This is a genomic window from Paenibacillus luteus (assembly GCF_006542765.1).
GTDB lineage: Bacteria > Bacillota > Bacilli > Paenibacillales > Paenibacillaceae > Pristimantibacillus > Pristimantibacillus luteus.
This window is the reverse complement of record NZ_SKCD01000014.1, coordinates 98972-112071: the sequence shown is the minus strand read 5'-3', so window position 1 is coordinate 112071 and position 13100 is coordinate 98972. Positions and strand designations below refer to the sequence as shown.

Sequence of the window (13100 nt, the reverse complement as noted above, 5' to 3'; positions counted from 1 at the left end):
ACAGGTCTCAGATATAAGGACACTTTTACTTTTACATCATGACCTATTTATCAATTAATTTTGTAAAGTAATGATATTATCATTTACAGAGAAAAAAAGTGTTTTAATATTAGCTCGTTTATTTCCATTATTACTAGGTGTCTCGACAGTAATATCGATTTGATAATTACCATCTTCTACCTTTTCCAATGTAACTTTTTCTACACTTTTTTCATTTAATGATATATGGCCTTTGAAAAAGGTATCATCTTTGATCAACTTTGGTGAATCTGCTATCTTTCGAGTAAAAAACTTATAAGATCCTGTAATTTCGCGCTTTTCCTCCCGATTTAAAGAAATGATAATATTTAACTGAATGTTTTGATTTGTTAAATTTTCTGATGGAAAACTCGCATCAATGACTATTGTGTCCTCGGTAGGTTCTTTAATTGGTTTTGATTCAGTTTTCTCGCTACAGCCAGTTAAAACGATAAGGAGAAGAAAGAATATAAAGTATTTTTGTCTCATCACGATGTGTCTCCTTTCGATAAGAAGCCGTTATCAGACCACATAATGGATAATCACAATTTAGGAATACGTTATAGAGTTTTGTTTTATGCATTCTTTTGCGTTAGTGCTGTATCCGAGAGTTTTCCATTTAGCCCAATACTCGCTGAATGTATTAACTTTTGAATCGTACATTGCACGATATATTGAACTGAATGAAAAATTGTAGATATCCGTACCATCATTCGTTGAATCATACATATCCCAGAGTGCTCCTGCCACACGTCCTTCTACACTATCACCGCTTGAGAACGAAGAAGTATTTTCAAGATTATCGGTACTTCCCCCTGTGTACTCATAAATTGGACTAAAGTTAACATAAAGAGATATAAAATTCGCCCATCCTTCAACCCATGCACAACCTTGGCTTGAAGCAGTTCCCATATAATGCGGACTGCAACTTGGAGATGACGGCATACTTCCATAAATATTATACATATAGTTATGAGCAATTTCATGAACTGTAACCGACTTTGATGATGGACTATTTTGATTCAGGTAGATTTTTCCTCCATGGGTATAGTATGAGCCACTCGTATTTGTTGGATACCAAACAATTGTAATAATTCCGCCATTTACATAACTTCCAATAGTTTCTTTGGTTCTTACAATATCCTCAAAACTCCAAAATGCTTTTTGCTGATCAGAACCACTCGTCACATACCACGTACCGATGCTACCGCCTGTTGAAAGATCACTATACTGAGTGTAACTATAGTATAGCCCACCACTTTGATTTTGCACCTCGCCGTACGAAGGGTTTTTAGAGTAAACGCGTACTTCCCATAAGTTAGATTGAGAAGGTGTATTATAAGATGCTGACCAATTACCTGAGGAATCTGTATAGGTAGTTGCTGCTGTTCTCCAGATATAAAACTGATCCCGATAGAGAACTTCAACAAGAGCGTATCTAACATTTGTTGTTCCACCATCACGTGTATACCTCGACCATTTTCCTGAAGAATTCACTAGTGCGTTCACACTAATTGTATCTTGTTGAATTTGTTCTACTTCACCAGGTGATGCTTGGCTTTTCCCATATTCATTTGAAAATGGTTGGGATAAAATTTGTGTTTTATCTCCGTTTATTCGTTCAGCTGGTAAATATGATGGTAATTCTATATCCCAACCATTTTTAATTCCTTTAGCTGTAACATGAAAGAAGACAGTTTCTTCATTTGCAATTATTGTTCCATCATTTTGATATCCTTTAGCTGTGACTACTAGTTTATAGTACACACCTATTTTTAATGCATTCAAAGAGATAGGCACACTTTGTGAATGGTTAATTTGTAATCCCTTTTGGTTAATTTTTTGTTGTATTATTGATTGAATTTGAATCCTATCATCAGCAAGTTGATTGAGTTCATAAGAAACTTCAATTTCATTATCTGGATCTTTGTTAAGAAAAATAGATGTGTTGAAAATGGCATTCCAATCTGTTTCAGATTCTTTTTCGGAATCTAGTTTTACGCTAATTGTAAGAGAATCATTGAGAGGCTCATACGTCCGAACCTCATTAGTATTTATATCAGCAGAATAAGATGCCGCTGTAGCTAAACTAGGAAGGAAGATGGAGCCACCTTCATCTGCACCAAGACCCAATGAACCTATTAATACTGATGTAACAGTTAACAAGGATATAATCAGCTTTTTTGATTTTTTTTGCACCTATAAAACCTCCTGTTTTTAGCGATATTCGCTTGATAATAACTATGATTGAGAATGTGAATAATTATAATAAAGAACTAACTAATTACTCTTTACTATTCCTTCTCAAAATCATTATTCCAACAATGGGCTCTAAACCTCCTCTCTAAATTAAAGTAGGTTAGGTGAAATCATGTTGCATACTTATATAACGTTTGTTACATGGATAATCTTACGGTATTTTCAAAAAAAACTTAAATTATTTATTCCATATAATAGATGAAATAGGTTTAAAGTAATAGCTGACCAGAGATCTTATGGAGCATATACAAGTATAATAATCTGTCTGTCCAAGTAGGGAAGCCTCAGGAATAAGGAATCTAGTATCTGATCTGAATAAGCTCAAGGCATTTGAAAAATAACCTAGCAATTAATTTCATTAAATTTCCTTTAAACCCAATTATGAAGTATAATAAAATGAAGAAATTGAAATATAATTTTATATTAATTGTTTAAAATGGCCGTTTGGCACCGCGGAGGACCTTTTATGAAACAATGGTTTTACATGTTGCGTAGCCCATTTAACAGTTTAGATATCGACACACAAAATTGGGTATATCGATCTTTCTATCAATTCGTGTATAAAGACATATATTTTATGACGCGTGATCATGCACTTACTGAAGATATTATTCAAGAAGTATTCATCAAATCATCCGCTAAAGTGCATCAGCTACGTTTGAATCCCTACATACCAAGTTGGATTAAAACAGTTGCAAGGAATACTACCATTGATTTTTTGAGAAAGTTAAAAAAAGAACGTCAGATGTTAAGCACTTCCTGGGTTAATATAGTTGATATCAATCTAAATGAAACATGTGTTGCAATAGAGTTTGAATTAAGAGAAAGAAATAAGCTGCTTTATCAGACAATCAACGAGTTGAAGCAGGACTATCAAACTGTGCTAATACTGTTTTATATAGAAAGCAAATCATACAGGGAGATTTGTGAATATCTTCAAATCACGGAGAGTGTCCTTACTCAGCGGATGGTGCGGGCAAGAAAAAAATTACTTAACCACTTTCTAAGAAAGTGGGCTGATGATAATGATTGAATCAGATGTAAAGGACCGCAGGGCGATTTACATAAGTAATTATATGTTTGTGTACGCAGCGATCAAGTTTCTTTAGAATCTCGCCATACTATCTGGAAATTTTATAAGTACTTTATAGGTCATGAACTTGAAGACATTAATTAGTTGAGACAAAAAAACTGGTAACTAACGCTCTCGTTGGAACGATGTATACATTACATGGTACGGTCCTGATGACATCGACCCCAAGGGGTCTTTTTTTTATTTGGCAGGCATTTTTGGGAAATTGTCAAACCGCATTCCCTGTGCGAAAACATGAAAAATTAATAAAGATTATTCAGGTGTTAATCAGTCTTAAACAGGAGTTAATAAAGATGGGGTATGATACTAGTTGAAGCGAAGCGAGAAGCGTTTGGCTAGAACTGCTAATCTTAATGATATAGAGGGATGTTATGTCGATTCGTGCTCGTTTATTGTTATCCTATATATTAATGTCTTTCCTGCCGTTGATTCTGTTAGCCGTTACCGTGTACATCGTTTTGAATGCTTTTGTGGGTGACTTTATTGGGCGTTACAATCTTGACTTTAGCCATAATAATAACCCCTTTAAGACTATCTTAGCACAGGAAAAAGAGGTCTTTACCGATATGAAGCTGCAGGCCTCTACAAATCCTGACCAACTGCTATTGGAACCATTGTTGCTTGAAGGCTGGGATAGCAAGCTTAAAGAAATGAATATGGCTATTGTTTTGCTGAAAAACAATCAAACGGTGTATGCGTCTACTTCTTTGGATAAAGCGGAGGTCGTTAAAGCGTTTGATCATGATGAGATAACCGGCAGCTTTGTTGATTTTTTCTTCATTTCAAATGGCTATACTTTTCAATACAATGATCTGAGCGAGGGCAGTTTTTATATCGTGACGGATATCGGGCCCTTGTCTGAATTTATTGGGAAATACTTCGTTATTTCCGTTTTGTTATTGGTTTTTATTCTTTTGCTCACCAATGGCGCGCTTACTTATTTTGTATTTCGCAGTACGGTTACCCCGTTAAAAGCATTGCGACGCGCCGTTGACCAAATCAAGCAGGGCAATTTGGAATTCGCTGTGAATTTTAAAAAAGATGAAATTGGTGGCTTGTTTCAAGCCTTTGAAGAAATGAGAGAGCAATTAAAGCATTCGATTGGCATACAGCAGCAGTATGAGGAAAATCGGAAGGAGCTCATCTCGAACATTTCGCATGACTTAAAAACGCCAATTGCGAGCATTAAAGGTTATGTAGAAGGGATTTTAGATGGCGTAGCCGACAACCCGGATAAGATGGATAAGTACATCAGAACCATTTATGCCAAAACGAAAGATATGGATCGTTTGATTAATGAGTTGTTTATGTTATCCAAGCTGGATATGGGTAAGATCCCGTTTTATTTTGAAAAGGTAGATATCATTGAATTTCTTGAGGATTGTACGGAAGAGATGCAATTTATTCTGAATGAAAAAGCGATCACACTTACATTGGAGTTATCAACGAATGAACCTGTTATGATTACGGGGGACCGTGAAAAGCTTAAGCGAGCCATCAGCAATATTTTAGATAATGCCGTTAAATATATGGATAAAGAATGGGGAACCATTCGGATTCGAGTAGATGAAGAAAGCGAATGGGTCAAATTGCTGTTTGAAGATAATGGGCAGGGGATGCAGCAGGACGAGCTTCCTTATATATTTGAACGATTTTACCGTTCCGATCTATCGAGAAATTCGGAGACGGGTGGCAGCGGACTAGGTTTAGCTATCGTCAAACAAATTATTGAAGAGCATGGCGGAGAAGTACAGGCTGCAAGTGAAATTGGAGTTAGCACAAGTATAACGATTAGGCTAAGGAAGGTGAGGGGACATGAGTAGAATCTTAATTATAGAAGATGAGAAAAGCATTGCCGAGCTGGAGCGGGACTATTTAGAAATCAACGGATATCAAGTGGACGTGGAGCATAGTGGCGATAAAGGATTAATTCTTGCTTTAAACGAGTCCTATGATTTGATTATTCTTGATGTTATGCTGCCCAAAGTAGATGGCTTTGAAATTTGCCGTAAAATTCGCAGCGAAAAAAATACACCGATTATTTTGATCTCCTCTAAAACGGAGGACATCGATAAAGTCCGTGGGCTAGGCCTGGGCGCTGACGATTATATCATTAAACCGTTTAGCCCAAGTGAAATGGTAGCTAGAGTAAAAGCGCATATTTCTCGTTATGAGCGTTTTCTAGGAAAACAGCAAAATGAAGAAATAAGTCTGGGCGGACTCCGGATTGATAAACTGTCGAGAAGAGTCTATTTGAATGAAACGGAGGTGCAGTTTACGACCAAGGAATTTGATCTTCTCTCATTTCTGGCAGCAAATCCGAATCGTGTTTATAGCAAGGAGCAATTGTTTGATCGGATATGGGGCTCGGAGTCTCTTGGGGATCATAATACAGTGGCGGTACATATCCGTAAATTGCGTGAGAAAATCGAGCCGGACAGCTCCAATCCGCAATACATTGAGACGATATGGGGAGCGGGATATAGGGCTAGGCACTGACAAATGGTCTTTGTGTCAATAGACTTCCAGCGAAACAAGCTGGAGGTCTTTTTTTCGTTTTTTTTATTTAAAAATGTTTATCAAAATTTAATACATTATTATTTTATCAACCAAAGGTTTTTAGCGGCAGATAATATGGCGCAGCTAGAATTGTAAATATAGAAAATAGAACCGAATGCATAAAAGGAGAAGTCAAACATGAAAAAGATTGTACGTATGGTTGTTTATTTATTAGCCTTTATCCTTCCGCCTGTCGTTGCGGGATTAGCCAGCATTAGCAGCTTGCCGAAGGCTGGTAGCTTCACCGTACAGCCTTCCGCGGAACAGATAGCCGGCAATGCAAAGCCCCCTGTGTATGACTCGCAAAAACCAACCGTGGCTATCATGCTCGGCGATGAGAAAACCGAGGCGATCGACTTTATGGCGCCCTACGAATTGTTTGCAGCATCCGAGTCCTTTAACGTTTATGCCATCGCTCCTGAGAAACGAGCAACTACGTTAACGGGAGGACTCAAAGTGATGCCTCATTATTCCTATGTTGAGCTTGATGAAATGCTGAAGAAGGAGCCGGATGTCATCGTTATCCCTTTCATCCCTCCAGGCTCGGAGAAGGGGCAGCAAGCGGTACGTGATTATTTGATTAAGCACTCAACCGAAAAAACAATTTTGTTGTCCATTTGCAACGGAGCGGAAAACTTGGCAAGCACGGGGTTATTGGACGGGTTGTCGGCAACGACCCATTGGGGAGATATTGGCGGGGTGGAGAAAAGATATCCTAAGGTGAACTGGGTTCGTGGACTAAGGTATGTGGACTCTGGCCATATCGTGAATTCCTCTGGCCTTAGCTCTGGCATCGACGCATCGCTCTATGTGATAGCTAAATTTGCCGGTGAAGCTACCTCCAATAGATTGGCCGAGAGCATAAATTACCCAACATATCATTTTGTTAACAACCCTGAAATGGAGCAGTATCAATTACAGATGAGCGATGCCTATGTTTATTTAAATTATGCATTTAAGATGAAGGAGCCAACGGGCGTACTTCTCTACCAGGGAATGGATGAGCTTTCGTTAATCACTTTATTCGATACCTATGCAGCAACCGGAACGACTGATCTAATCACAATTGCTAATACGATGGAACCCATTCGGACAAAACACAATCTTTATCTCTTCGCTCAGCACGATTTTGCAAGTGCGCCAAAAGTAGACAGAATGCTGCTGGCGGGAGCTGAAGTGAAAGAGCTCGCCAACACCGATTTAGAACATTGGAATAGCTTGAAGACTGATACAGAGATGGTCTATTTGAATGCGAATGTTCCAGACCGCTACGTTCTGGAGCCGATACTGGAGGATCTGGCGAAACATACGGATATTTTGACGGCCAAATACGCTGCAAGGCGATTGGAGTATAGAGGCGAGGACATGCATTTGGGAGGGAGTTTTGTTGCATTTGGCAACGTGCTAAAACCGCTGGTGATTGGATTGTTATCTTTACTGCTGGTCATTTATTTAGATAATCGATTTATTAAGAAAAGAAAGAGCAAACGCCCAATAAACTAAACCATTCATGTAAGTAAAGGCCCAGTTGAGTTCATCAACTGGGCCTTTACCATACAGTGAAAATGACAAGTGCATCACCATTCCATTACTGCTCACTAAGGTTATTAACGGACATCCGGTCTTCGGAATGTATTTGTGAAACCTTAGTAGAGTTCAATACGTCAGAAGGAGTAAATTCTATTATTTTGGAATGGCGTCATATTGTTAACGATTAAAAATTTTGAATAATACAAGTAAGGAACAGTCTTATAGAAAACGGAGGAATTAAGATGATAAACGCTAAGATATTGTTCGGAACCGTTTGGATTGCGCTTGCCTTACTACTTGGGGCCTGCTCCCAGCATGAAAATAACAATGTTGCTAAGGATAATATAAATAATGCAAAATCGACAGTTGTCGAAAATGCAAATCCAGAGAAAATTGCATTTCATGAAGGAGTCACTATTGATATTACGCAGTATGAAAATGAAGAACAATATCATTCGCTTTTACAAACACTACAACAAAATCTCAAGGCTATTGTTCAAAAAGACAAGGCCGAGTTTGAAGAAGGATTTCTATCACAAGCAGCAGTTGAGGCAAATATATTCTGGATAGAAAATTCGAATAGGTATCAATTTTTAGGTAAACCAATTATCACCGAACAAAACGCATATCGAATTGATATTTCAGTAGAGTATAGGACTAGTGACGATGGAAAAATAAAAACTACAATATATAATTTTGGGAAAAATGACGATGGCGATTGGAAAATTACTCTTATCGATTAATTATCTATTTGCACTATGAAGATGCTCATGCCTATTTGGAAAGACGAAACGTAAACAGACGAAGTTCCGAGTGTTTCCATTTTCACTTCGTCATATGCGATTCCAAGGGTTGAGGAAGCCGACGGCTGTAGCGATTTCTGTTGCCTTTAATGGAGTCACGGCCAGCATTTGCTTGGCATGGTTGATTCGGATTCGGTTAAGATAATTGTTGAAGGATTACCCCATTCTCTTCTTGAACAATTACGCGTTTGCAAAAGAGTACAAAACGACCGCCCCTGGGTGAATACCGGGGAGCGGTCGTTTGGCATTTTCGGAATGAGTACCGTACTCTATCTAAATTAACGCGCAGCTAGACCTGAAACAAATACGTTCAAAGGAGTAGCGGGGCGACCAAGCAGCGTCTCCAGATCAGCACTTTCTACATCAAGGGAGCCTGCACGAATTGGACCTTGCATATCTACAAACATCGCAACGACAAAGTCCGGCAATCCCGCATCGCGCAAAGCTTGGCCAAAGGCTGCGTCGTCTACCTCTATGACGTTAATTGCTTTGCCGAGCACCTCGCCCGTAATCGCGGCTAGCTCCGCTTGCGTAAGAGGCTTGCCGGACAGCTCGTAGATCGTATTGTCATGTCCTTCGCCAGCGAGAACAACGGCAGCCGCTTCGGCGTAGTCGCTGCGCAATGCCCAGCCTGCGCGTGCGCTACCGGCAGCATTCAGCCAAGGCGCGCCATGGATGGCACCTTGCACGCTGCCTGCTTCGTTCTCGGCGTACCAGTTGTTTCGCAGGAACGAATAAGGAATTCCCGTTGCGCGAATCGCTTCCTCTGTCGCGCGGTGCACTTCGGCAAGAGAGAGGGTACTTTCATCTGCTTTGGCTACGCTTGTGTAAGCAATGAAACCAACGCCTGCTTTCTTGGCCGCGTCGACAGCAGCTTGATGCTGACGAATGCGCGTGGCATTATCTCCGTCAGCGGAAACAATCAACAGGCGGTCTACGCCTGCAAAGGCTTGATCCAGTGTTTCCGGCTGATCGAAGTCACCGTGGCGTACATCAACGCCTTGAGCTTGCAAATGCGCTGCTTTTTCTGGCGTACGTACACTTACGGCCAGCTTCTCCGCAGGTACTGTCTTTAACAAAGTATCGATTACGATAGATCCAAACTGTCCCGTTGCACCAGTTACTAATATCGTCATTTTTCATTCCTCCATTGGGTATATGTTTATGAAAAAAAGGTATTCACAGCGTAGTTTGAAATTCTTATGGGAAGCGAAGCAATGTCCCTTAGGAATGGCTTCATTGTTCACATCCCTCTTGTAACTATAATAGTTACATGTCGGCGTGTTGTCAACCCGTGCTGTAAGAATAGCTGCTCATCCTACTTGAAAGAAGCTGACTTTTCATATCAAATGCTGCATTCGGAAGAATGCGGTTGTTTGTATTCTTTCCAGTATGCTATCGGATGAACCAATGAAAGTGCTATTTTACCTAATCAACGTATCATTACAATGATTTATTAGCTTGATAGAATGATGAAAACGGATACAAAGAAGTTAGACATCATGCGCATGAAGCCGGAGAGGGTGTTACGGATGAACGAGACAGGCGCCAGTCGCTTGGGAAGCAGGCTGTTTTTTATGGGACCTGCGCTGTTGATTTTTTTGGCGGTCATTATTGTGCCGATCAGTATGAGTATTTATTATAGCTTCTTCCAATGGAACGGAGTATCGGCAAAGGTTTTCAACGGAGTTGGCAATTTCAATCAGCTGCTTCATGATCCGATTCTATGGATTTCATTGAAAAATTCGGTGTATTTGACATTGGGAGCGCTTTTAATTCAGCTTCCGGTCGGATTATTTCTAGCGATTGTGCTTGGTTATAAGCTAAGAGGCTCCAATTTTATGAAAACGATTTATTTCACGCCGGTGATGCTGTCTACAGCGGTACTCGGCATCTTGTGGGGTCAAATCTACGATCCGAATTTCGGGCTATTGAACAATTTGCTGGTGCAGCTTGGACTGGATCAGTGGGCGCACGCGTGGCTAGGAGATGAAGCGACAGCGCTCGGTTCGGTTATCGCCGTTGTGGCGTGGCAGTTTATCGGCTTTTACATTATCGTTTACTTCGGTGCGCTTCAGGGAATCTCAGACGAGGTGCTGGAGGCGGCACGGGTAGAGGGTGCAGGAGAGTGGAAAATCATTTTCAGTATCCAGATCCCACTAATTTGGCCGACCATTACGTTCACAGTGCTGAACTGCGTCATCAATTCTTTGAAATATTTTGATTTGATTTATATTATGACCGGTGGCGGTCCGAATAATAGCAGTGAAGTGCTAGCAAGCTATATGATGAAAAATGCATTTCGGATGATGGATTTTGGTTACGGAAGCACCATCTCGACCTTCCTCCTGCTGTTTGGTCTTTGCCTTGCATTAATTATATCAAAGGTTCTGGGCCGCACTGGCGCCAGATTTCAATAGGAGAAAGGAGAGATGAAGATGAGCGCGACTCAAACGATGCAGCCGGCAGGGACACGCGGCAAAGGCTTATCCCGATTGCTGCTGTACGTACTGCTTCTGGTCCATCTCGTATTTACAGGATATCCGTTCGTATGGATGGTCATTTCATCATTTAAGACGAATAAGGAATACTTCGCCAACCCATGGGGGCTGCCGAAGTCCTGGCATTTCGATAATTATGTACAGGCATGGAACCAGGGAATCAACGGCTACTTGTTCAACAGCTTGTACATTACTTTTTTCTCCGTTGTCGGACTGCTGGTTGTAGCAACGCTAATCGGATTTTACTTATCGATTCGTCCTTTTAAAGGCTCGAAGCTGCTGCTGGGGGCGTTTTTTCTCGGCATGCTGATTCCGATCCACAGCACGTTGATTCCGCTGTTTACAATGGCGAACAAGCTTGGCGTATACGATACGTTTTGGGCATTATTTTTCCCTTATGTCGCTTTCAATCTCCCGGTTGCAGTCTTTATTGCCCACGGGTTCTTCCAAGGCGTGCCGAAGGAGCTGGAGGAAGCGGCGATGATTGACGGCTGCTCGATCTATCAAACCTTCTTTAAGGTATATTTTCCGATTGCGAAGCCTGTGCTCGCGACGATTACGATTCTTTCTTTCTTCAATATTATGAATGATTTCGTCTTTCCGCTGGTCATGGTATCCAAAGAATCGCTCAAAACCTTGCCGCTTGGCCTTATGATGTTTAAAGGAAATTTTAGTGCGGATTATTCACTCATTAGCGCGGCACTCGTCATTACGACCGCCCCCATTATTATTTTGTATATGTTTCTGCAAAAGTATATACAAAAGGGGGTGGTAGCCGGAGCGGTGAAGGGTTAATGGGCTGGCATGGAAAAAGGGGATTGCAGGCTTGAAGGAAAAAGAGAAGACGGAATAAGCCGCCTGTTTCATCATGCAGGGAGCCTGTTTGATTGAGCATGCGGCATTCGACACTCACTATACTAGGAGGAAATCAATATGAAAAAAGCTCTTATCTTACTATTAGCGATGATGATCGTAGTTGTGGCGGGCTGCTCTAGCGCAGGAAATAAAGCAGAGGGCGGCAAGAACGGAGAAGCCGCAGGCGATGTGACCAAGCTGACCATGTGGAGCATGGAGACGAGAAACAAGGCGATTATTGAAAAGTCGATTAAGCAGTTTAATGACGAGCATCCGAATATTCAGCTTACGGCCGAGTTCTTTGAGGACGAGGCGTTGAAAACGAAAATGAAAGTGGCGATTACAGGCAACCAGGTGCCGGATATTATTACGTACTGGAGCGGTGAAACCTTCGAAACTCTGGTATCCAACAGCATGCTGGGTGATATCACAGAGCAGCTCAGCAAAGATGAAGCCTTCAAAAACGATGTGCTTAACGGCGGTTTGGAAACGTTCTCTTATGACGGCAAAAACTACGGCATTCCGGTTCTGTTCAGCGGAGTATCCCTATGGTACAATAAGCAGATTTTTGAGGAAAACGGTCTGACTCCTCCGACAACTTACGCGGAGCTGCTTACGTTGGTGGATCAGCTTAACGCCAAAAATATCGTTCCGATTACAGTAGCAGGCAAAGACCGCTGGCCGGTTCTGCACTGGTTCTCTTATCTGGCACAGCGGATCGGTGGCATGGAGCCGTTCGAGAGCGCTCAAAAAGGCGAAGCGGATTTCACTCAGGACACGTTCGTAAAAGCGGGCGATATGCTTCGTGAGCTTGCGGTAGATCACAAGGGCTTCATTAACGGCTTCTTGGGTCTGGATTATGCGGCGGCGGAATCGCTGTTTACGAGCGGCAAAGCGGCTATGTACCTTCAAGGCGAATGGGCAATGAACTCCTTCCTGGACGATGATTTTGCCGATAAAGTAGGCTTTGTTCCGTTCCCGGCAGTAGATGGCGGCAAAGGCGGTATTAACATTTACCAAGGCGGCTTTGGCGCAGGCATGGCGATTTCTTCGAAGACGAATCAAGAGGCTGCTTATGAAGCAATCCGTTTCCTTACCGATTCCGTACAGCGGAAAGAAATTAACGAAGGCGCGAACATCAGCCCGATGAAAACGCCAGGACTTGACCAGTCGAAGATGAATCCGCTCTCGTATGCCTACGGCAGCTCGATCAGCAGCAGCCTGGAAGGATTCTTCAGCTATTACGACCAAGCGCTTGACGCCAAGCGTGCGGAGCAGTTCCTGAATTCGGTTGGCGCGATTGTTGGCCAAAACAAGATCAGCGTCAAAGACGAGCTGGCGAAAGTGAAGTAAGCTGTCAACAGTTAATTAGTAGCAACAACTAAATGAATTGCACTTGAAAATAAAGTTTCAGCGAAGCGAGAAGATCATTCTTGAGGAACGCAGTGTTCGCCTTTGCGGCCGTAAGAATGATCTCCTTGC

General features: G+C 41.6%; 11 protein-coding genes. 8 read left to right on the top strand and 3 right to left on the bottom strand.

What is annotated here, in order from left to right; genetic code table 11:
* Positions 1 to 54: 54 nt before the first annotated feature.
* Together E0496_RS13000 and E0496_RS12995 are read right to left on the bottom strand one after the other, a co-directional pair.
* Entirely contained in the window at positions 55 to 507 is a 453-nt protein-coding gene (locus tag E0496_RS13000; protein WP_206669766.1) for a putative periplasmic lipoprotein, read from the bottom strand.
* Positions 508 to 567: 60 nt separating this feature from the next.
* Positions 568 to 2217, bottom strand: coding sequence for a hypothetical protein (locus tag E0496_RS12995; RefSeq protein ID WP_141502119.1), 1650 nt, complete (start codon positions 2215 to 2217; stop codon positions 568 to 570).
* 526 nt (positions 2218 to 2743) lie between these two features.
* On the opposite strand from E0496_RS12995, the gene E0496_RS12990 reads away from it, so the two are divergent.
* The 5 genes from E0496_RS12990 to E0496_RS12970 all read left to right on the top strand — a co-directional run bounded on the left by E0496_RS12990 (position 2744) and on the right by E0496_RS12970 (position 8202).
* Complete coding sequence (locus E0496_RS12990; protein WP_241674780.1) at positions 2744 to 3310, top strand: RNA polymerase sigma factor; 567 nt, start codon at positions 2744 to 2746, stop codon at positions 3308 to 3310.
* Between the two features lie 431 nt (positions 3311 to 3741).
* A complete protein-coding gene (locus E0496_RS12985; RefSeq protein WP_141502118.1) occupies positions 3742 to 5193 on the top strand; it encodes a sensor histidine kinase in 1452 nt (483 codons plus the stop codon).
* Positions 5186 to 5869 (top strand): response regulator transcription factor, encoded by a 684-nt coding sequence (locus tag E0496_RS12980; RefSeq protein WP_141502117.1) that lies wholly within the window; start codon positions 5186 to 5188, stop codon positions 5867 to 5869. The genes E0496_RS12985 and E0496_RS12980 overlap by 8 nt, the downstream gene beginning before the upstream one ends.
* A gap of 198 nt (positions 5870 to 6067) precedes the next feature.
* Positions 6068 to 7432 carry a DJ-1/PfpI family protein gene (locus tag E0496_RS12975; RefSeq protein WP_141502116.1) on the top strand — a complete coding sequence of 455 codons (1365 nt, stop codon included), beginning with the start codon at positions 6068 to 6070 and terminating at the stop codon, positions 7430 to 7432.
* Positions 7433 to 7701: 269 nt separating this feature from the next.
* On the top strand, positions 7702 to 8202 hold the full coding sequence (locus E0496_RS12970; protein ID WP_141502115.1) for a hypothetical protein: 501 nt from the start codon (positions 7702 to 7704) through the stop codon (positions 8200 to 8202).
* A gap of 338 nt (positions 8203 to 8540) precedes the next feature.
* Here the strand turns inward: E0496_RS12970 and E0496_RS12965 are convergent, their stop codons facing one another.
* Entirely contained in the window at positions 8541 to 9398 is an 858-nt protein-coding gene (locus E0496_RS12965; protein ID WP_141502114.1) for an SDR family oxidoreductase, read from the bottom strand.
* A 396-nt stretch (positions 9399 to 9794) separates the two neighbouring features.
* Here E0496_RS12965 and E0496_RS12960 point away from each other — a divergent pair, with 396 nt between their 5' ends.
* The 3 genes from E0496_RS12960 (at position 9795) to E0496_RS12950 (ending at position 12971) form a co-directional block, all read left to right on the top strand.
* Positions 9795 to 10682, top strand: coding sequence for a carbohydrate ABC transporter permease (locus E0496_RS12960; RefSeq protein WP_141502113.1), 888 nt, complete (start codon positions 9795 to 9797; stop codon positions 10680 to 10682).
* 18 nt (positions 10683 to 10700) lie between these two features.
* Entirely contained in the window at positions 10701 to 11558 is an 858-nt protein-coding gene (locus E0496_RS12955; protein ID WP_161601400.1) for a carbohydrate ABC transporter permease, read from the top strand.
* A 138-nt stretch (positions 11559 to 11696) separates the two neighbouring features.
* The gene (locus E0496_RS12950; RefSeq protein ID WP_141502111.1) at positions 11697 to 12971 is read left to right on the top strand and encodes an ABC transporter substrate-binding protein; all 1275 of its coding nucleotides are present in this window, start codon (positions 11697 to 11699) and stop codon (positions 12969 to 12971) included.
* Positions 12972 to 13100 lie beyond the last annotated feature (129 nt).

Bases quoted from the DNA above. Each gene is read 5' to 3' on its own strand.
- E0496_RS13000 (WP_206669766.1), bottom strand. From the start codon at position 507: ATGAGACAAAAATACTTTATATTCTTTCTTCTCCTTATCGTTTTAACT.
- E0496_RS12990 (WP_241674780.1), top strand. From the start codon at position 2,744: ATGAAACAATGGTTTTACATGTTGCGTAGCCCATTTAACAGTTTAGAT.
- E0496_RS12985 (WP_141502118.1), top strand. From the start codon at position 3,742: ATGTCGATTCGTGCTCGTTTATTGTTATCCTATATATTAATGTCTTTC.
- E0496_RS12980 (WP_141502117.1), top strand. From the start codon at position 5,186: ATGAGTAGAATCTTAATTATAGAAGATGAGAAAAGCATTGCCGAGCTG.
- E0496_RS12975 (WP_141502116.1), top strand. From the start codon at position 6,068: ATGAAAAAGATTGTACGTATGGTTGTTTATTTATTAGCCTTTATCCTT.
- E0496_RS12970 (WP_141502115.1), top strand. From the start codon at position 7,702: ATGATAAACGCTAAGATATTGTTCGGAACCGTTTGGATTGCGCTTGCC.
- E0496_RS12965 (WP_141502114.1), bottom strand. From the start codon at position 9,398: ATGACGATATTAGTAACTGGTGCAACGGGACAGTTTGGATCTATCGTA.
- E0496_RS12960 (WP_141502113.1), top strand. From the start codon at position 9,795: ATGAACGAGACAGGCGCCAGTCGCTTGGGAAGCAGGCTGTTTTTTATG.
- E0496_RS12955 (WP_161601400.1), top strand. From the start codon at position 10,701: ATGAGCGCGACTCAAACGATGCAGCCGGCAGGGACACGCGGCAAAGGC.
- E0496_RS12950 (WP_141502111.1), top strand. From the start codon at position 11,697: ATGAAAAAAGCTCTTATCTTACTATTAGCGATGATGATCGTAGTTGTG.